At 67.4% G+C, this 19,895-nt stretch carries 17 protein-coding genes; 2 read left to right on the plus strand and 15 right to left on the minus strand.

Features of this window, described 5'->3' with window-relative positions; genetic code table 11:
• The first annotated feature begins 78 nt into the window (after positions 1-78).
• Entirely contained in the window at positions 79-1,323 is a 1,245-nt protein-coding gene (locus CYD53_RS20125) for a flavin-dependent oxidoreductase (protein ID WP_103719867.1), read from the plus strand.
• Here CYD53_RS20125 and CYD53_RS20130 read toward each other — a convergent pair whose 3' ends face one another.
• The 15 genes from CYD53_RS20130 to CYD53_RS20200 all read right to left on the minus strand — a co-directional run bounded on the left by CYD53_RS20130 (position 1,324) and on the right by CYD53_RS20200 (position 18,226).
• The gene (locus CYD53_RS20130) at positions 1,324-1,641 is read right to left on the minus strand and encodes a PilZ domain-containing protein (protein WP_181011948.1); all 318 of its coding nucleotides are present in this window, start codon (positions 1,639-1,641) and stop codon (positions 1,324-1,326) included.
• A 294-nt stretch (positions 1,642-1,935) separates the two neighbouring features.
• Complete coding sequence (locus tag CYD53_RS20135) at positions 1,936-2,301, minus strand: PilZ domain-containing protein (RefSeq protein ID WP_181011949.1); 366 nt, start codon at positions 2,299-2,301, stop codon at positions 1,936-1,938.
• Positions 2,302-2,513: 212 nt separating this feature from the next.
• Positions 2,514-2,972: a cupin domain-containing protein gene (locus CYD53_RS20140; protein WP_103719870.1), complete on the minus strand. Its 459-nt coding sequence runs from the start codon at positions 2,970-2,972 to the stop codon at positions 2,514-2,516.
• Positions 2,973-2,990: 18 nt separating this feature from the next.
• Positions 2,991-3,689: an ABC transporter ATP-binding protein gene (locus tag CYD53_RS20145; RefSeq protein ID WP_103719871.1), complete on the minus strand. Its 699-nt coding sequence runs from the start codon at positions 3,687-3,689 to the stop codon at positions 2,991-2,993.
• A gap of 166 nt (positions 3,690-3,855) precedes the next feature.
• The gene (locus CYD53_RS20150; protein WP_103719872.1) at positions 3,856-4,605 is read right to left on the minus strand and encodes an ABC transporter ATP-binding protein; all 750 of its coding nucleotides are present in this window, start codon (positions 4,603-4,605) and stop codon (positions 3,856-3,858) included.
• Positions 4,598-5,617, minus strand: a complete 1,020-nt coding sequence (locus tag CYD53_RS20155) for a branched-chain amino acid ABC transporter permease (protein WP_103719873.1) — start codon at positions 5,615-5,617, stop codon at positions 4,598-4,600. Before CYD53_RS20155 ends, CYD53_RS20150 begins: the two co-directional genes overlap by 8 nt.
• Complete coding sequence (locus tag CYD53_RS20160) at positions 5,614-6,540, minus strand: branched-chain amino acid ABC transporter permease (protein ID WP_103719874.1); 927 nt, start codon at positions 6,538-6,540, stop codon at positions 5,614-5,616. Before CYD53_RS20160 ends, CYD53_RS20155 begins: the two co-directional genes overlap by 4 nt.
• Positions 6,541-6,795: 255 nt before the next feature.
• Positions 6,796-7,965, minus strand: coding sequence for an ABC transporter substrate-binding protein (locus CYD53_RS20165; RefSeq protein WP_425428325.1), 1,170 nt, complete (start codon positions 7,963-7,965; stop codon positions 6,796-6,798).
• Positions 7,966-8,246: 281 nt separating this feature from the next.
• Entirely contained in the window at positions 8,247-9,329 is a 1,083-nt protein-coding gene (locus CYD53_RS20170; protein WP_103719876.1) for a BMP family ABC transporter substrate-binding protein, read from the minus strand.
• Between the two features lie 31 nt (positions 9,330-9,360).
• The gene (locus tag CYD53_RS20175) at positions 9,361-10,284 is read right to left on the minus strand and encodes an ABC transporter permease (protein ID WP_103719877.1); all 924 of its coding nucleotides are present in this window, start codon (positions 10,282-10,284) and stop codon (positions 9,361-9,363) included.
• A gap of 276 nt (positions 10,285-10,560) precedes the next feature.
• On the minus strand, positions 10,561-11,625 hold the full coding sequence (locus tag CYD53_RS20180; RefSeq protein ID WP_103719878.1) for an ABC transporter permease: 1,065 nt from the start codon (positions 11,623-11,625) through the stop codon (positions 10,561-10,563).
• Entirely contained in the window at positions 11,618-13,174 is a 1,557-nt protein-coding gene (locus CYD53_RS20185; protein WP_103719879.1) for an ABC transporter ATP-binding protein, read from the minus strand. The genes CYD53_RS20180 and CYD53_RS20185 overlap by 8 nt, the downstream gene beginning before the upstream one ends.
• Positions 13,158-14,000 carry a xanthine dehydrogenase accessory protein XdhC gene (gene xdhC / locus CYD53_RS20190; RefSeq protein WP_103719880.1) on the minus strand — a complete coding sequence of 281 codons (843 nt, stop codon included), beginning with the start codon at positions 13,998-14,000 and terminating at the stop codon, positions 13,158-13,160. Before xdhC ends, CYD53_RS20185 begins: the two co-directional genes overlap by 17 nt.
• 295 nt (positions 14,001-14,295) lie before the next feature.
• Complete coding sequence (gene xdhB / locus CYD53_RS20195; RefSeq protein WP_103719881.1) at positions 14,296-16,656, minus strand: xanthine dehydrogenase molybdopterin binding subunit; 2,361 nt, start codon at positions 16,654-16,656, stop codon at positions 14,296-14,298.
• On the minus strand, positions 16,649-18,226 hold the full coding sequence (locus tag CYD53_RS20200; protein ID WP_103719882.1) for a xanthine dehydrogenase small subunit: 1,578 nt from the start codon (positions 18,224-18,226) through the stop codon (positions 16,649-16,651). Before CYD53_RS20200 ends, xdhB begins: the two co-directional genes overlap by 8 nt.
• A 118-nt stretch (positions 18,227-18,344) precedes the next feature.
• Here CYD53_RS20200 and guaD point away from each other — a divergent pair, with 118 nt between their 5' ends.
• Positions 18,345-19,652, plus strand: a complete 1,308-nt coding sequence (gene guaD, locus CYD53_RS20205) for a guanine deaminase (RefSeq protein WP_281261267.1) — start codon at positions 18,345-18,347, stop codon at positions 19,650-19,652.
• Positions 19,653-19,895 lie beyond the last annotated feature (243 nt).

A 19,895-nucleotide genomic window follows, 5' to 3' on the forward strand; every position in this document is an offset into this window, starting at 1 on the left:
CGCGGCAATGGCGCGATTGACAAATCGGGGCCGGTTATTTCAAGCTTAAAATAATTCGACGGGCAGGGGCGGGCAGGCATGAAAGTCATCATCGTCGGGGGCGGGATCGGCGGTTTGACGCTGGCGCTCATGCTGCATGCGCGCGGCTTCGCACCGACCGTCTACGAGCAGTCCGGGGAGATCCGCGAGGTCGGCGTCGGCATCAATACGCTGCCGCACGCCATTCGCGAGCTCGCCGAGCTCGGGCTGCTGCCGGCGCTTGACGCGGTCGCCATCCGTACGCGCGAACTCGTCTACATGAACCGCTTCGGCCAGACCGTCTGGCGCGAATTGCGCGGCCTGCACGCGGGCGCGCCGGTGCCGCAGTTCTCGATCCATCGCGGCCGCCTGCAGGGCGTGATCCGCGATGCGGTGGTGGCGCGGCTGGGTCCGGACGCGCTGCGCACCGGCCGCCGCCTGCAGGGCTTCTTGCAGGACGAGGGCGGCGTCACCGCCCATTTCGCCGATTCCCGGCGCGGCGAGGCCGGCGAGACCGCCCGCGCCGATCTCCTGATCGCCGCCGACGGCATTCATTCGACCGTGCGGGGCCACTATTTTCCCGATCAGGGGCCGCCGCGCTGGAACGGCGTGCAGATGTGGCGTGGCGCCTGCGACTGGCCGCTCTTTCTCGATGGCGAGAGCATGATCATCGCCGGCGGCATGGCCGGGAAGCTGGTGCTCTACCCGATCGCCGCGGGTGCGACGCCGCAGACACGGCTGACCAACTGGGTCGTCAACATCCGCACCGGCGACCCGGACAAGCCGCCGCCGAAGGAGGCCTGGTCCAAGCCCGGCCGGCTCGAGGACGTGCTTCCCTTCGCCCGGCGCTTCAGCGTGCCCGGCGTCGACATCATGGCTTTGATCCAGGCCTCGCCCGGCTTCTGGGATTATCCGATGTGCGATCGCGACCCGCTGCCGCGCTGGACCCATGGCCGCGTCACGCTGCTCGGCGACGCCGCCCATCCGATGTATCCGGTCGGTTCGAACGGCGCCTCGCAGGCGATCCTCGATGCGCGCTGCCTCGCCGATCTGCTGGTTCGCGCCGAGCATCCGCGCCATGCGCTCGCCGCCTATGAGGCGGTCCGCCTGCCCGCTACTGCCGAGATCGTCGCGATGAACCGGGTCGGCGGTCCCGAGCGCGTCATCGATGCCGTCGAGGCGCTGGCGCCCAATGGTTTCGACGATGTCGAGCGCGTGCTGAGCTACGCCAAGCGCGAGGCGATCGTGAAATCCTATGCCGGCAAGGCAGGTTTTTCCGCCGAACAGTTGCTGAAGCGTGCCTGATCAGCTCGGCTGACGCCGCTTTCGCATGGCGTCGAGCGAAATCGGCGCGACCGGCTGGCTTTCCCCCGGCGTCAGGAAGGCGACGCCGACATCGTCGCCGCGACGCCAGCATTGCCGGACGCGGACGCTCTCGTCCCGGTCGGCGATGTCGATTTCGAATGTCTTCGGCAGCGCGATCCAGTCGCTCATGCGCACCAGCGCGCCGGTGTCCGACCAGTTGCGCAGGGTGCAGTCGAGCACCGACTGACGGCCGTTGAAGACGACGCTCGCGCCCTGATAGACCCGGCTGCGCGGCGTTTGACGACGTTCAATTGTCATGGCGCGTTCCCTTCCCGGACGAAGCCAAGCTTCATCGGCTCTTGGTTGCCACCATAATGACGCAGCGTCAGACGTGATGCATGTCATTCCGCGGCTTAAGATTAACCGCGGAAGTGGCCGCTCTGGGCCCTTGCCGACGTGCGGGCCTGCTCGCTTACGTCGCATTCGGACGGTTCTGTCCGAGTGCAAAAGGCATCATCGCTTCCAGAAGTTGAGAGCATGGCTCGAACGAAAAGCCGGAGCTCATTTTTTCGCGCAAGGCTCGAACAGCTGCTGACGCGCGCCTGGCGCGATTCAGCCGGCTTCGGTGAGCTGGCGGATGCGGCTTTTCAGGCGGACATTGTCCTGCTCGCACATCTTCAGCCGGCGGGCCATGTCGAGCGGCACCACGCCCTGGCTTTCGTGTTGCGCCTCGAAGGCAATACCGATGCGCCCGCCATCACGCCAGCGTATCCGGGCGTTGTAGGAGCGCTGGCGCTGGGCGATGTCGAGATCGAAGGCGCTGGGCAGCGCCACGGCGTCGGAGAGCAGGAGCAGCGCGCCGTCGTCGGACAGGTTGCGGACAAGGCAATCCAGCGTCGAGCGCCGCTGGTTGAAGCAGACCGTGCCGCCCAGCAGGGTGCGCAGGCGCGGGTTCTTCCGGCGTTCCGTGGTCGTCATTGCAGGGCCTGATCCAGTCGCGTCGTCGTTGCGCATTGCAACCTGAGCGCGATTATGGCGCAAGCCGCGGTGGGGCACAGCCTTAAGCTTTGCTTAACCTTAACAAGGCGCCTTTTCGGGCGTCTTGGGCGTCGGGCCATTGAAGCCGGTGTCGAGGCGAGCGGCCGGAACCACCGCCGGCTCGCCTCCTTCCAGCCTCCCTCCCGCGAGCTTCAGGCGCCTTCGGGAGGAGGGGGCAGGAAGTCGACCTCGTATTTCGCCGACAATGCCACGACCTCGGCCGGGTTCTGCTGCGGCATCGAATGGATCGCCCAGAACAGGTCGTAGAGCCGTCCGGTCGGCGCGACCCAGAACAGGCATTTCACCGTGGCCTCCCCCTTGTTGAACAGCCCGTGCGGGACGTTGCGCGGCAGGCGGATCAGGTCGCCGGCGGTGGCGAAGCTCTCCTGCCCGTCGAGCACGAGGTCGAGCCGGCCTTCGAGCAGATAGATGAACTCGTCCTGGGTCGGGTGGATATGGGGCGGCACGAAGGTGCCGGGCGGGAAGGTGGCATGCCAGGAGAACGAATCCTCGCTCAGCGACTTGGGCACATAGGTCTGGCCCAGGATGTTCCACGAGATGGCGTCGATGCCCTCATTGGCCTTGGTCACGCCGGCGGTCAGCGGTTTCATCGGCTTCTCCTTTGCCCGTTAAAAATGCAGGAAGCGGTCCTTGACCGCGCTGTCGCTGCGCAGATCATCGCTCGTGCCGCGCCAGACGATGCGGCCTTTTTCCAGCACGACATGCCGGTCGGCGAATTTCGCCAGCGCGTCGACATTCTTGTCGATCACCAGAATGGATTCGCCCTCGGCCTTCAGCGCCGTCAGGCATGACCAGATCTCCTGCCGGATGATCGGGGCCAGGCCCTCGGTCGCCTCGTCCAAGATGATCAGCTTGGGGTTGGTCATCAAGGCCCGACCGATCGCCAGCATCTGCTGCTCGCCGCCGGAAAGCTGGTTGCCGCGATTGGCGCGGCGCTCCTTCAGGCGCGGGAAGAAATCATAGATCCGGCCGATGTCCCAGCGCGCCCTACCGAAGCGGCTGGCGGCGGTGGCGATCAGGTTCTCCTCGACCGACAGCGTCGGGAAGATCTGCCGTCCCTCCGGCACCAGCCCGATGCCGGCCTGAGCGATCCTGAACGGGGCGGCGCCGGTGAGGTCGCGACCGGCGACGCTGACCCGCCCGGCCTTTGGCGGGATCAGGCCCATGATCGCGCGGATCGTCGTGGTCTTGCCCATGCCGTTGCGGCCGAGCAGCGTCACCACCTCGCCTTCGCCGATGGTGAGGTCGATCCCGAACAGGATCTGCGCCTCGCCATAGCCGGCATCGAGGTTTTCGACGGTCAGCATGGCGTGGCGGCCCCTTCTGTCATTCCGGGGCGCGCCGCAGGCGCGAACCCGGAACCCACGACCGGGTGAGATAGCCCAACGACATGATGAGCACCGCGCCCGGTCGTGGGTTCCGGGTTCTTCGCGATGCGAAGCCCCGGAATGACAGATGTGGAGCGAACCGCCATCACCCCTCCTCGCCGAGATAGGCTTCGCGCACGGCGGGGTCGGCCCGCACCATGGCCGGATCGCCCGAGGCGATGACGCGGCCATAGACCAGCACGCTGACCGTGTCGGCGAGCGCAAACACCGCTTCCATGTCGTGCTCGACGAGGAGCATGGCGTAGCGCCCCTTGAGGCTCGCGAGCAACGAGATCAGGCGCTCGCCTTCCTCACGGCCGACGCCGGCGAGCGGCTCGTCGAGCAGGATCGCGGCGGGCTCCAATGTCAGCGCCATGGCGATCTCGAGCGCACGTTTTTCGCCATGGGAGAGGCGGCCCGCCAGAACATGGGCGCGCTCGGTGAGCCCGACGGCCTCGATCGCCGCCCAGGCCGGGCGGTTCAGCGCCTCGTCGTACGCCGCATTGCGAAACAGCGCGAGCGGATGGCTGGCGCGCGCCTGCACGCTGAGCGCGACATTCTCCAGCACCGAGAGCGAGGCGATGGTCGAGGTGATCTGGAAGGTCCGCGCCAGGCCGGCGCGCGCCCGCTTCTCCGGCGTGAAGCCGGTGATCTCGGCGCCGCGAAAGCGGATGCTGCCGGCATCGGGTCGCAGCATGCCGGAAATCTGGTGGACCAGCGTGGTCTTGCCGGCGCCGTTGGGGCCGATCAGCGCATGCAGTTCGCCGGGCGCGAGCGCAAGATCGACCCCGTCGGTGACCCTGAGAGCGCCGAAGGCCTTCCTGACGCCGCTGAGCGCAAGAACCGGCTCAGTCATCGCGCCTACTCCCGAATCTGCTTGCAAGCTTGCCGATGATACCGACCAGGCCGCCGCGCGTGAACAGCACGAAGAGCACGATCAAGGGGCCGAAGATCACCCGCCAATGCTCGGTCCAGCCGGACAGCACGTCCTCGGCGAAGAGATAGGCCAGCGCGCCGATAATCGCGCCGTGCAAGCTGCCGACGCCGCCGAGGACGACCATGAAGATGAGCTCGCCCGAGCGCTGCCAGGAGATGAAGGCGGGGCTGACGAAATCGGTCTGGTTGGCGAGCAGGAAGCCGGAGAGGCCGGCGATCATGCCGGAGATGACATAGGCGACCAGGCGGATGCGGCCGACATCGTAGCCGGTCACGGTGACCCGCGTCGCGTTCTCGCGCGCGGCGCGCAGGGCCCGGCCGAAGCGCGAGGCGACGATGGTGCTGATCAGCGCGTAGCAGCCGGCGAGCGTCGCCAGCGTGACGTAGTAGAATGATGTCCGGTTGGCGAAGGGCTTGAAGCCGGCGAGTGTGCTGCGCTCATAGAGCGTCAGCCCGTCATCGCCGCCATAGGCCGAGAGCGCCTGCGCCAGGAAATAGGCCATCTGGCCGAAGGCCAGCGTGATCATGATGAAGGCGACGCCGCGCGTCCGCAGCGAGACGGCGCCGGTGATCGCCGCAAAAAGCGCGCAGGCCGCAAGAATGACCGGCAGGATCAGGAGCGCCTCGCTTCGCCCCTCGGTGATCATGATCCCGGTGGCATAGGCGCCGATGCCGATGAAGGCGGCATGGCCGAAGGAGACGAGCCCGCCAACGCCGAGGATGAGATCGAGCGAGAGCGCGGCGATGGCGAAGATCATCGCGCGCGTCACCAGCGTCAGCCAATGTGCAGGGACGCCGAGCGAGACCGCAAGCGGCATGGCGGCCAGCGTCAGGAACAACAGGATGGCAATGAGCGGCCGCCGGCGCGGCGGCGCGGCCGGTCGGGCGGCCTCGGCAAGGGCGACATCGGCAGGGGCGGGCGCCAGGCTCATGAGCGGCCCTTGGCCGGCAGCAGGCCCTCGGGCCGGACGAACAGCACGATCGCCATGACGAGATAGATCAGCATCGAGGACAGCGCCGCTCCCGTCGCCCGGGCCGAAGGCGCGCTCATGAACAGTCGCAAGAGGTCGTTCATGAAGGAGCGGCCGAGCGTGTCGACGAGGCCGACGATCAGGGCGCCGACGAAGGCCCCGCGGATCGAGCCGATGCCGCCGACCACGATGACGACGAAGGCGAGGATCAGCACGGTGTCGCCCATGCCGGGCTCGACCGAGAGGATGGGCGCCGCCATCGCGCCGGCAAAGCCCGCGAGCATGGTGCCGAAGGCGAAGACCACCATGAACAGCTTGCGAATGTCGACGCCGAGCGCCGAGACCATCGAAGCGTTGGAGGCGCCGGCGCGCAGCAGCATGCCGGTGCGCGTCTTCTCGACGATGAACCAGAGCAGCCCGCCGACCGCGAGCCCCGAGCCGATCAGCGCGAAGCGATAGACGGGATAGAGGATGCCATCCATCAGCCGGACCGAGCCGGTCAGGAATTCAGGAACGGGAACCGAAAGCGGGGCCGCGCCCCAGATGATCTTGACGCCCTGGTTGAGCAGCAGGATCAGTCCGAAGGTGGCGAGCACCTGGTCGAGATGGTCGCGCTCATAGAGATGGCGGAAGACCAGAAATTCGAGCGCGAGCCCGATCAGCAGCGCGGCCGCCAGCGCCAGCGCCAGCCCGAGCAGGAAATTGCCGGTGAGCCCGACGAAGGTCACGGCAAGATAGGCGCCGAGCATGTACTGCACGCCATGCGCCAGGTTGATGAAGTCCATCACCCCGAAGACGAGCGTCAGCCCCGCCGCGACCAGGAACAGCAGGATGCCGAACTGGAGCCCGTTGAGGATCTGGACGATGAGGAGGCTGGTGGTCATGGGTAAGCCGCGACGATGCCGGAAGGGCGCGGGGAACCCTCTCCCGGAGGGAGAGGGCAGGGTGAGGGGTAGGCCACTTGACCAGTCGGGCTGGCGCTGACCGCGCACCTTGGTTCAGGCTGACGAGTTCGGGCCAGCACCTCACCCCTGTCCCTCTCACCAATCTCGGGCTTGCCCGAGATTGGCACTCAGAGTGTCGAAGTCGGGTAGACCCGACTTCGATGCAGGAGAGGGGTTCCCCGCGGTTCAGTCGCCTTATTTGAGCGCGCAATCCTTGGCATGCGGGTCGGCATAGTCCGTGAACACCTTCTGGGCGATCTCGGTCTGGAACTTGCCGTCCGGGCGCTTGGCGACCTTGACCAGGTAGAAGTCCTGGATCGGGTAGCCATTGGTGTTGAACTTGAACTTGCCGCGCAGCGAGGTGAAGTCGGCCTTCTTGATCGCGGCGCGCAGCTTGTCCTTGTCGGCGGTGCCGCCGGTCGCCTTGACGGCGGAGTCGATCAGCAGCGCGGCGTCATAGGCCTGCTGGGCATAGGAGCCCGGCACGATCTTGTAGGCCGCCTCATAGGCGCTGACGAAGGCCTTGGTCTGCGGATTGTCCATGTTCGGCGCCCAGGTCATGCCGCCGAAGAGGCCGACCGCCGCGTCCTGCTGTGCCGGCAGCGTCGATTCATCGACGGTGAAGGCCGAGAGGAACGGGATCTTGCCCTGCAGGCCGGCCTGCGACCACTGCTTGACGAAGTTGACGCCGAGGCCGCCCGGCAGGAAGGCGAAGACGACATCGGGCTTGGTCGAGGCGATCTTGGCGAGGTCGGAGGCGAAGTCCATCGAGGTCAGCGGCGCATAGACCTCGTCGACGATCTCGCCCTTGAAGTAGTTCTTGAAGCCGGCGAGCGAGTCCTTCCCGGCCTGGTAGTTCGGCGCGATGATATAGGCGCGCTTGTAGCCTTGGTCCTGCGCGTATTTGCCGAGCACCTCGTGGACCTGGTCGTTCTGGTAGGAGGTCACGAAGAAGTTCTGGTTGCAGGCCTTGCCGGCCATGGTCGAGGGGCCGGCATTGGGGCTGATCAGGAAGGCGCCGGAATCGAGCACGGGCTTGGCGATGGCGCCGAGGATGTTCGAGAACACCGGGCCGACGACGAAATCGACCTTGCCGCTGTCGACGAAGGCCTTGACCTTGCCGACCGCGACATCGGGCTTCAATTCGTCGTCGATGACGGTGATCTGCACCGGCACGCCGCCGAGCTTGCCGCCCTTCTGGTCGACCGCGAGCTGGAAGCCGTCGCGGACCTGCTGGCCGAGTGCGGCCGCCGGGCCGGTCAGCACGCTGACCACGCCGATCTTGATCGGCTCCTGCGCCTGGGCGCCGGCCGCACTGAGCGCGAGCAGGCCGACGCTGAGCGAGAACGCGAATTTGAGTGTCATGTCCATGTCCTCCCGGGACGAACGAGAAAGCGACGGCGCGGCAGGGGACCCTCACCCTCTCCACCACGCGACGAAGGCATATTGTTTCAAGCTTAAAATATCTGCAAGGGGCTCAGGGCGAAGATTTGTCGGGGTCCCGCCTCAGTGTCATTCCGGGGCGGCCCGCAGGGCCGAACCCGGAACCCACGACTGGGCGCGCCCTTTGCCAACCCGGTCGTGAAGGAGCACCCGGTCGTGGGTTCCGGGTTCTTCGCTCACGCGAAGCCCCGGAAAGACAAGCGTTACGCCTGCACGCCGTCGACATACCAGTCCATCTTGGAAAGCATCTCGTCGGAGGCCTTCTCGCCGGCCTTGACCCGGACCTCGCCCTTGAGATCCTTCAATTCGCCGGTGAAGGGGTGCAGCGTGCCCGCGACGATGCCCTTCTGGACCTCGTCGGCCGCCGCGCGGGCGGCGGGCGTCACCGCGTCGTTATAGGGCGCGAGCTTGACGAAGCCGTCCTTGATGCCGCCCCAGACGTCGCCGGACTTCCAGCTGCCGTCCATGACCTCCTTGACGCGCTTGATGTAGTAGCCCGACCAGTCGTCGACGATCGCCGAGAGATGCGCCTTGGGCGCGAAAGCCTTCATGTCCGAGGCCTGGCCGAAGGCGAAGACGCCGCGCTGCTCGGCCGCCTGCAGGGCGGCTGCCGAGTCGGTGTGCTGGGTGATCATGTCGGCGCCCTGGTCGATCAGCGCCTTGGCGGCGTCGGCCTCCTTGGCGGGGTCGTACCAGGTCGAGGCCCAGATCACCTTTGTCTTGAAGTTCGGGTTCACCTTGCGGGCGGCGAGCGTGAAGGCGTTGATGCCCATCACCACCTCCGGAATCGGGAAGGAGGCGATGTAGCCGGCCTGGCCGGTCTTCGACATATGCCCGGCGATGGTGCCGATCACGGCCCGGCCCTCATAGAAGCGGGCGTTGTAGGTCGCGACGTTCTCGGCGCGCTGATAGCCGGTCGCGTGCTCGAAATGGATCTTCGGGAACTGCTTGGCCACCTGGATCGTCGGATTCATGAAGCCGAAGGAGGTGGTGAAGATGATCCGGTTGCCGGCCTGGGCGAGCTGGCGGATGGCGCGTGCGGCATCGGGCCCCTCGGCAACGTTCTCGATGAAGCTGGTCTTGATCTTGTCGCCAAACTCCTTCTCCAGCGCCTTGCGGCCCTGGTCATGCGTCCAGGTCCAGCCATGGTCGCCGACGGGGCCGACATAGATGAAGCCGACGCCGAGCGGGGCCTGCGCCGAAGCTTGGCCGCCGATCAGCGGCAGGGTCGCGGCAGCGGCGCCCGCGCCGAAATTGAACCGGCGGCGCGTGATGATGGAGGTCATGATGTGGTCTCCCCGTTTGTGGTTTGCAGCGTCACGACGCCGAGAATGGCTTGCCGAGGCAGGCCGGCGCATCGAGCCGGCCGGTCTTTCGTCCTAGCGACATCATGGTCAGAACGGCAATTGTCGCAAGGTAGGGGGCCATCGCCAGAAGCTCCGGCGCGAGCCAGGTGACGCCGGCCGCCTTGGCCTGCAATTCGAGCGTCATCACCGCTCCGAACAGATAGGCCCCCAGCAGCAATCGCCCGGGCCGCCAGGCGGCGAAGACGACGAGCGCGAGCGCGATCCAGCCACGGCCCGCGGTCAGGCGGTCGGCCCACATCGGCGTCAATGCCAGCGAGAAATAGGCCCCGCCCAGGCCGGCCAGCGCCCCGCCGAAGGCGATCGCGCCATAGCGGATGGCGATGACGGGGTAGCCGATGGCATGGGCCGAGGCGTCGTTCTCGCCGACGGCGCGCAGGATCAGGCCGGGCCGCGTCTTGCGCAGGAACAGGCTGACCGCCAGCACCAGCGTAAGCGAGAGATAGACGACGATGTCGTGGCCGAAGACGGCGCGCAGGATCGGATGGCCCGCGAGCGCCTCGGGAAAGACCGGCCCCAGCCGCGTGATGGTGCGCCCGACGAAGCCCGCCCCGATCAGCGAGGAGGCGCCGATACCGAAGATCGTCAGCGCCAGGCCCGTGGCGACCTGGTTGGCGGTAAGGGAGAGCGTCAGAACGGCGAAGATCATCGCGGTGGCGACGCCGGCAGCGAGTGCCGCGACGAGACCCAGCGTCGTGCTGCCGCTGCTATAGGCGACGGCGAAGCCAGCCACCGCGCCGGCGAGCATCATGCCCTCGACGCCGAGATTGAGCACGCCAGATTTCTCGACGACGAGCTCGCCCAGCGCCGCCAGCAGGATCGGCGTCGAGGCGGCGACGAGCGTCATCAGGATTGAGACGAGGATGGCGGAGGTCATGGCGAACTACAGGTCTTAACGAATGGGCGCGGGGAACCCTCTCCCGGATGGGAGAGGGGCAGGGGTGAGGGTGTGCGCGAAAACACCTGAGCGCAACGATCGCAGCCGGTGCTGCGGATATCGCCGGCCTCATTCGATGAGGGCGGGCCCTCACCCCTACCCCTCTCCCATCCGGGAGAGGGGATCCCGCGCCCATCCGTCTCGCCCAGTCGTGGGTTCCGGGTTCTTCGCTGCGCGAAGCCCCGGAATGACAGAGGTTGGCGGGAGCACGCTTCGTCATGCCGCCCGTGCCTTCCAGCCGATCCGGTAGCGCACCAGCACGTCGGTCGCCAGCAGCATGAACAGCAGCAGCGCCTGGAACATGCCGGTCGCGGCCTGAGGCAGCTTGACCGTCGTCTGCGCGATCTCGCCGCCGACATAGGTCGCCGCCAGCACGATGCCGCCAAAGACGATGCCGAGCGGGTTCAGCCGGCCCAGAAACGCGACGATGATCGCGGTGAAACCGTAGCCGGTCGGGAATTGCGGGGTGAGCTGGCCGAAGGGGCCGGCCGCCTCGAACAGGCCGGCAAGGCCCGCAAGCCCGCCGCCCGCCAGCAGCGTCGCCCAGGTCACCCTGTCCGAGCTGAAGCCGCCATGGCGCGCCGCCGCTGGCGCCAGCCCTACGACCTTCACCGCATAGCCCGCTGTCGTCTTTTCCATGACCAGCCAGGCGATGACGGCGATGACGAGCGCGAGCGGGATGCCGAGATGGATGAGCGAGCCTTCCGCCAGCACGGGCAGTGTCTGGTCGGGCGTGAACATCCGAGTCTGCGGGAAGTTGAAGCCGTCGGGGTCCTTCCAGGGGCCGCGCACGAGGTAATACAGGCCCTGCACCGCGACATAGGTCAGCATCAGGCTGGTCAGGATCTCGCTGACCCCGAGTTTCACGCGCAGGAAGGCGGGGATCGCCGCCCAGGCCATGCCGCCAAGGATGCCGGCGAGCGCCATGGCGGGCAGGATCCACCATCCCGTCATGTCGTAGGTCGCGAGCGCCACGCCGGTGCCGGCGATCGCGCCCATGATGTATTGCCCCTCCGCCCCGATATTCCAGACATTGGCGCGGAAGCCGATGGCAAGCCCGAGCGCGATCATGACGAGCGGCGCCGCCTTGACGCCGAGATCGGGCCAGCGCTGCGGCTCCAGGAACGGCGTCAGGAAGATGTCGCGCACGGCGTGAAAGCCGTCATAGCCCATGGCGGAGAAGACGATCATGCCGATCAGCATGGTGAGCAGGACCGCGATCAGCGGGCTCGCATAGAGCATGAGCGAGCTTGGCTCGCGGCGGCGGCGCCATTCAAGCATGGGTCGCTCCCGTGCTTTCGCCGGCGCCATGCACGCCGCCCATCATCAGGCCGATCTCGTCGATGCGCAGGCTCGCAATCGCGCGCGGGGCGGACAGCCTGCCCTCATTGAGGACGCAGAGCCGGTCGGCGAGTTCGAGCAGTTCGTCGAGATCCTGCGAGATCACCACCACGGCCGAGCCCTTGGCGGCGAGGTCGACCAGCTCCTGCCGGATCGCGGCGGCAGCACCTGCATCGACGCCCCAGGTCGGCTGCGAGACCACGAGCACGGCCGGCTGCTGGCCGATCTCGCGGCCCATGATGAATTTCTGCAGGTTCCCGCCCGAAAGCGAGCGCGCCAGCGCGCCGGGGCCGGTGGTGCGCACGTCGAAGCGCTGGATCACGCTCTGGGCGAAGCGCAGCACATCGCCACGCGCGACGAAACCGAGCGGGGCGAGCGGCAGGCGGTGGCGCGCGGTCAGGATGCTGTTGTCGGCAAGCGAAAAATCCGGCACGGCGGCATGGCCGTTGCGTTCCTCGGGCACGCAGGCGAGGCCGGCCGCCCGGCGCGCACCTGCTCCCTCCAGGCCGATCGGCCTGCCATCGAGCCGAACGGCGTCCGGGGCGGCAGCCAATCGCTCGCCCGAAAGCGCTGTCAGCAGCTCCGACTGGCCGTTCCCCGCGACGCCGGCGATGCCGAGGATCTCGCCGGCGCGCGCCTCGAACGAGACCGCCTCGAGATCGGTGCCGAAGGGCGGCTCGCCCGCCAGCGACAGGTCCTGGACGCTGAGCCGGACGGCGCCCGCGCCAGCGCCGGGTTTGTGCTCGATCTGGCGCAGCTCCGCGCCGATCATCAGCTCGGCCATGCGCTTGGTGCTCTCGACCCTGGGGTCGCAGGTCGCCACGACCCGGCCGCCCCGCAGGATCGTGGCGGCCTCGCAGAGCGCTTTGATCTCATGCAGCTTGTGCGAGATGTAGAGGATCGCGCAGCCCTCGGAGGCGATCTGGCGCAAGGTCTCGAACAAGCGCTCGACCTCCTGCGGCGTCAGCACCGAGGTCGGCTCGTCCATGATCAGCAGCTTCGGCTTCTGCAGCAGGCAGCGCACGATCTCGATGCGCTGGCGCTCGCCGACCGAGAGCGTATGCACCTCCCGCTCGGGGTCGAGCGGCAGCGAATAGCTGTCGAGGATCGCGGCGACGCGGGCCTTCAGCGCCTCGCGATCGACCGCCTCGTCCAAGCCGAGCGCGATGTTCTCGATCACCGTCATCGCGTCGAACAGCGAGAAATGCTGGAACACCATGCCGATGCCGAGCCGGCGCGCCGCCTTGGGGGAGGGGATCGAGACGGTCTCGCCATTCCAGGCGATCGTGCCCTCATCGGCGTGCTGGACGCCGTAGATGATCTTGACCAGCGTCGATTTGCCGGCCCCGTTCTCGCCGAGCAGCGCGTGGATCTCGCCGGGGCGGACGCTCAGGCTGATATCCTCATTCGCCTTCACGCCCGGAAAGCTCTTGGAGATATGGGCGAGCGCCAGCCGCGGCGGCACCTCCTGCTCACGCGGCTGGTTCATGTCTGGCCCGTCTCCCATTCGCCGGCTGCCGGTGGCCAAGCAAGCAACGCACCAGCTCGGCCGCCGTCAAGGCCGCGATCACCTCCGGGCGCTTGTCGTCCACATCGCAGCCGCCGATCGGGCAGGTGAGGCGGGAGAGCGCTTCGTTTCTCCCGCCGGCCCGCAGGAAGCTGGACTCGAAACGCGCCCGCTTCGTCGCCGAGCCGATCATGCCGACATAGGACCCGTCGCTGCGTGCCAGCGCCGCTTCCGTCAGGCGATAATCCAGCGCGTGGCTATGGGTCAGGATCACGAAGGCGCTGCCGGGCTTCGCCGCCTCGATCGCCGTGACGGGATCGGCCATTCTGATGCAGGTGATCGCTGAGGGCAGGCCGTCCATGACGCCGTCGCGGTCGTCGATCAGCGTTGTCGCGAAGGGCAGGGGAGCGAGCGCAAGGGCAAGCGCCCGGCCGGTATGGCCGGCGCCGAACAGGAGGACGCAGGGCCGCAGAACCGCGTCGGCCTTCTCGCTCGCGGCGTGTCTGGCGATGTCGGCCGCCGTCGCGCGTTTGAGCGCGACCTGGACCCGTCCGCCGCAGCATTGGCCCATTTGCGGGCCGAGCGGGATGTCGAGTGCGCGCTGCGCTGCGCGCTGGGTCAGCATTTCGCGGGCGATGTCGATGCAGTGGAATTCGAGCTGCCCGCCGCCGATGGTACTGGCGGTCGCAGCCGCGCTGACGGCCATGGTGGCGCCGGCCTCGCGTGGGGTTGAGCCCTCGGCATGGGTGATGGTGACGAGGATGGTTCCGTCTCGGAAGTGGCGGGTGATGAAGGCGGAGAGGTTCATATCCCACCCTCCGCCATATCGACGCCGAGGCGCGGGGAACCCCTCTCCAGTAAGGAGAGGGGCAGGGGTGAGGTGTCGGCCCCTGGACCAGTTGCGTAACATTTTGCCGTCATTGCGAGCGCAGCGAAGCAATCCAGGGGACGTAGAGCGAGCCCTCCAGGATTGCTTCGCTGTACTCGCAACGACGATGGAGCGGCGGTCAGGCCACTGCCAAAGCGTCCAACGGCCGACCCCTCACCCTGCCCTCTCCCTACGGGAGAGGGTTCCCCGCGCTTGGATCGGCAAGTGGTCAGCCTCATCTCCCCACCTCCGCCCTGACCCGCTCCACCGCCGTCAGCACCCGCTCCGGCGTCGCAGGCGCGTCGAGCCTCGGGCAGACCCTGTGCCCGCCGACGCTCGCCACCGCATCGGAGAGCGCGTGCAGCACCGAGATCGCCAGCATCAGCGGCGGCTCGCCCACGGCCTTGGAGCGATGGATCGTCGGCTCGCGATTGGGTGCGTTCTCCAGCAAGTCGACATTGAAGATGCGTGGCCGGTCCGACGCCACGGGGATCTTGTAGGTCGAGGGCGCATGGGTCCTGAGCTGGCCCTTCTCGTCCCAGACCAGCTCCTCCGTGGTGAGCCAGCCCATGCCCTGGATGAAGCCGCCCTCGATCTGGCCCTTGTCGATCGCCGGGTTCAGCGATGTCCCGCAATCATGCAGGATGTCGACGCGCTCGACCTTGTATTCGCCGGTCAGCGTGTCGATCGCGACCTCGGCGGCCGCCGCGCCATAGGCGAAGTAATAGAATGGGTGGCCGCGTCCGGCCTTGCGGTCCCAGTGGATCTTCGGCGTCGCATAGAAGCCGGTGGCGGAGAGCTGGATGCGGGCCATATAGGCGGCCTGGACGAGTTCGGCGAAGGTGATTTCGCGCGCACCGATCTGCACGCGGCCGGGCAGGAAGGCGATCGCCGCGGGCTCCTCCTGCCAGTGCCTGGCGGCGAAGGCGGTCAGCCGCGCCTTGATCGTCTCGCAGGCGTCGAGCGCCGCCATGCCGTTGAGATCCGAGCCCGAGGAGGCGGCGGTGGCGGAGGTGTTGGGCACTTTCCCGGTCGTGGTCGCGGTGATCTTGATCTGGTCCAGCCCGATGCCGAAGGCCTGGCCCACGACCTGGGCGACCTTCACATGCAGCCCCTGGCCCATTTCGGTGCCGCCATGGTTCAGCATCACCGTGCCGTCGGTATAGACATGCACCAGCGCGCCGGCCTGATTGTACCAGGTCGCGGTGAAGGAGATGCCGAATTTGACCGGCGTCAGCGCCAGGCCGCGCTTGATGATTGGGCTTGCCGCATTGAAGGCGCGGACCGCCTCCTGCCTTGCCTTGTAGTCGCAGCGCCGTTCGAGCTCCGCGATGACCTCGCCGCCGATCATGTCCTCGACGGTCTGGTGATAGGGCGTGACGTTGCGGCCAGGTCCGTCACTGGAGGAACTGCCGCCATAGAGGTTGCGTCGGCGCACCTCCAGCGGGTCGAGCCCGGTCGCGAAGGCGATCTCCTCGATGAAGCGCTCGGCCCCGACCATGCCTTGTGGCCCGCCGAAGCCGCGAAAGGCGGTGTTCGAGACGGTGTTGGTGCGCAAGGGCTCGGAGCGGGCGCGCACCGCCGGGTAGAAATAGCAGTTGTCCATGTGGAACAGCGCCCGGTCGGTCACGGGGCCCGACAGATCGGCGTTCCAGCCGCAGCGCGCGGCATAGACCGTGTCGACCGCCAGGATATGGCCGTCATCGTCGAAACCGATCTCGTAATCGCAGACGAAGTCATGGCGCTTGCCGGTGATGACCATGTCGTCGTCGCGGTCGGGCCGGAGCTTCACCGGCCGGCGGAGTTTGCGGGCGGCGAGCGCCGCGACGCAGGCGAAGAGATTGGCCTGCGTTTCCTTGCCGCCAAAGCCGCCGCCCATGCGCCGGATCTCGACGGTGACCGCATGTGAGCCGACGCCGAGCACCTGGGCGACCATGTGCTGGACTTCCGAGGGGTGCTGCGTCGAGGAGGCGACGAACATGTCCTCGTCCTCGCCGGGAATGGCGAGCGCGATCTGGCTTTCCAGGTAGAAATGATCCTGCCCGCCGATCGCCATCGAGCCCTTCAGGCGGCGCGGGCTCGCGGCAAGCGCGGCTGCGACATCGCCGCGTTCGAGCTTGAGCGGGTCGGTGACGAGCTCCCCGCCTGCGGCGCGGGCGGCGGCAACGTCGAGGAGCGGCGCGGCCTCCTGATACTCAGCTCGGGCGAGCAGGGCCGCGCGCCGCGCCTGGTCTCGTGTCTCGGCGACGACTGCGAAAAGCGGCTGGCCGTGATGCAGCACCGTCTCCGTCGCGAAGACCGGCTCGTCATGGCGATGCGTCGAGGAGATGTCGTTCTGGCCCGGAATATCCTTGGCCGTCAGCAGGCAGAGCACACCCGGCGCGGCGCGAACGGGTTCCAGATCGAGCGCGATCAGGCGGCCATGGGCGATACCGCTCAGGCCGAGGCAGGCATGGGCGAGGCCGGCGGGCTCGGGGATGTCGTCGATATAAACAGCCTCGCCGGCGACATGCTTGCTGGCGGAATCATGCGGGCGTGCCGCGCCGGCAGGTCCTATCGTGCTCTCGGGATCGAGCCGCTTGCGCGCGTCAGCCATGGTCGGCCTCCGCCAGGAGCCCGGCGACGCGTGTGGCCGTCCCGGTTTGCGTGGTCTCGATCAGGAAGCGCCGCAGCAGATTGCCCGCGACCGTCAGGCGATAATGTGCCGAAGCGCGCATGTCGGTGAGCGGCTGGAAATCGCTCGCCAAGGCGGAGATGGCGTCAGAGACAGCCATCTCGTCCCATATGCGCCCGGTCAGCGCCGCCTCCGCGGCCTTCGCCCGCTTCGGGATGCCGGCCATGCCGCCATAGGCAAGCCGCGCTTCGCTGATCCGGCCTGCGGCGTCGCGCTGCAGGAAGAAGGCGCCGCAGACCGCCGAGATGTCCTCGTCGAAGCGTTTCGAGATCTTGGAGACGTGGAAGAATGCGTCTGTCGGCAGCTTCGGCACCAGGACCGCTTCGACGAACTCGCCGGGTTGGCGATCCTGCTTGCGGTAGTCGAGGAAGAAGTCTTCGAGCGGGATGGTGCGGCGCTGGAGTGCGTCTGTCTCCCCCGTCATCGCGAGCGTAGCGAAGCGATCCAGGGGGGCTCGCTCGACGTCACCCTGGATTGCTTCGTCGCTGCGCTCCTCGCAATGACGGCGTGCCAGCACCAGCCGCGCGCCGAGCGCGATCAGCGCCGGCGGCAGGTCGCCGATCGGCGAGCCATTGGCGATGTTGCCGCCGATCGTGCCGGCATTGCGGACCTGCTCGCCGCCGAAGCGCCGCATCAATTCGTCGAGCTGCGGCGACAAACCCGCCAGCGCCTTGCGGAGATCGACATGATTGACCATCGCGCCGATGCGCAGATGGTCACCTTCGTCGGCGAGGTCGCGCAGCGCTTCGATCCGCCCGAGCGCGATCACGGGAGAAAGCCGCCGCATGCCCTTGGTCACCCAGAGCCCGACATCGGTCGCGCCCGCGACCAGCGTCGCATCGGGGTGGGCGAGCATGAGTTCGGCGAGAGCTGCGAGGCATGCCGGCGCGTAGAAGCGGCTGCCCCTGCTGCCCAGCGCCAGCGTCGCATCGTCCTGGAGCGCAGCAAGCCGGCTTGCGATCCGCGGCCGGTCCGTCGCGAAACGCTCCTGCGAGCGCTGGCCGAGCCCGTACATGCGCTGCGCCGCGGCGATGATCGGTTCATAGCCGGTGCAGCGGCACAGGTTCCCTGCCAGCGCGTCCTCGATGCGCGTCACGCCCGGCGCATCCTCGTTCAGCCAGAGCGCAAACAGCGACATCACGAAGCCCGGCGTGCAGAAGCCGCATTGCGAGCCATGGCAGTCGACCAGTGCCTGCTGGACCGGGTGCAGCGCGCCGTCGGCGCCCTTCAGATGCTCCACGGTGAGCAACTGGCAGCCGTCCAGCGTCGGCAGGAAGCGGATGCAGGCGTTGATCGCCTCATAGCGCAGTGCACCGCGGTCGAGCCGCCCGACCACGACGGTGCAGGCGCCGCAATCGCCCTCGGCGCAGCCTTCCTTGCTGCCGGTCAGGCGCTGGTCGAGGCGCAGCCAGTCGAGCACGGTCAGCGTCGGATCGCAGGATGCGATCTCGACCAGCCTGTCGCCGAGGAGGAAGCGCAGCGTCTCACGCATTCTGCCCGCATCCCTCGCAAACCCAAATCATGCCCTCAGATTAGGCATGATCGATGCTTGGCCGAAAGCTTTGATTTGGTGCAGATATGACCTGAATTTAAGCCGGAGCCCCAAGCCCGTGACCGAAACGAAAGCCACCCGGGCGCTGCGCGGCCGCCTGCTCTGGTTCGTCGGCGATCCCGAGACCATGGGCGAGGCCGCGCACGCTTACGTCGAGGATGGGTTGCTGGTCATTGCCGACGGCATGATCGCGGCCGTGGGCGAGGCCGCCGCGCTGTTGCCGACGCTGCCGGCCGGGGCCGAGATTGTCGATCATCGCCCGCATTTGATCATGCCTGGCTTCATCGACGCCCATCTGCACATGCCGCAGACGCAGGTGATCGCCTCCTATGGCGCGCAATTGATGGAGTGGCTCAACACATACACCTTCGTCGAGGAGCAGAAATGCGGGCAGCAGGGCCATCCCGAAAAGCTCGCCCGCTTCTTCCTCGATGAATTGCTGGCGAACGGCACGACGACGGCAGTGGTTTATTGCTCGGTCCACCCGCAATCGGTTGAAGCGCTGTTCCTGGAATCCGAGCGCCGCAACACCCGCATGGTCGCCGGCAAGGTGATGATGGACCGCAATGCGCCCGACGCCCTGACCGATACCGCCGGGAGCAGCTATGCCGATTCCAAGGCGCTGATCGCGCGCTGGCATGGCAGGGGCCGGCAACTTTACGCCATCACGCCGCGCTTCGCGATCACCTCGACGCCCGAGCAATTGGCGGCGGCGGGGCGATTGGCGGCGGAGCATCCCGACTGCCATGTCCAGACCCATATCAACGAGAACCAGGGCGAGATCGCCTTCACCCGCGAATTGTTCCCGGATGCGCCCGATTATGCCGGCGTCTACGAGCAATACGGCCTGCTCGGCCCCAGGAGCCTGATGGGCCACTGCATCCACATGACCAAGCGCGAATGGCGCGCCTTTGCGCAAGCCCGGGCGGTCGCGGTGTTCTGCCCGACCTCGAACCTCTTCCTGGGCTCGGGGCTGTTCGACTGGGCGCGCGCCAGGCGCGAGGGCGTCCCCGTCGCGGTCGCGACCGATATCGGCGGCGGCACCTCCTATTCGATGCTGAAGACGATGTCGGAGGCCTACAAGGTGCTGCAATTGCAGGGGCAGTCGCTCCAGGCCTTCGCGGCGCTGCATGCGATCACGCGCGGCAATGCGGTCGCGCTCAAGCTCGACCATCTCATCGGCTCGCTCGAACCCGGCCATGAGGCGGATGTCGTCGTGCTCGACCCCGCTGCGACGCGGGCGATGGCGCACCGGCTGGAGACGGTGCGCGATCTGGCCGAGGAGCTCTTCGTGCTCGTCACCCTCGGCGACGAGCGCAATGTCGCCGCGACCTATGTGATGGGGGAGCGGGTGGCGCCGACGTGACTCCCTCTCCAATCCAAATCGGATGTTTCCGACTTTGGATCACGATCCATGCCAATCCCAGGCAAGGCCGCGACCAGGCGAGGAAGAGCGCTTCTTCCCTTCTCCCCTCGCGGGAGAAGGTGGCGCGGAGCGCCGGATGAGGGGGCGCCGTGCCCTTTCCGATTAGCGTCGCAAGGCAAACCGGTAATCGTCGAGCGCCCCCTCATCCGTCTCGGCTTCGCCGAGCCACCTTCTCCCGCGAGG

It is taken from the genome of Allobosea psychrotolerans (assembly GCF_002917105.1).
Taxonomy (GTDB): Bacteria; Pseudomonadota; Alphaproteobacteria; order Rhizobiales; family Beijerinckiaceae; genus Allobosea; species Allobosea psychrotolerans.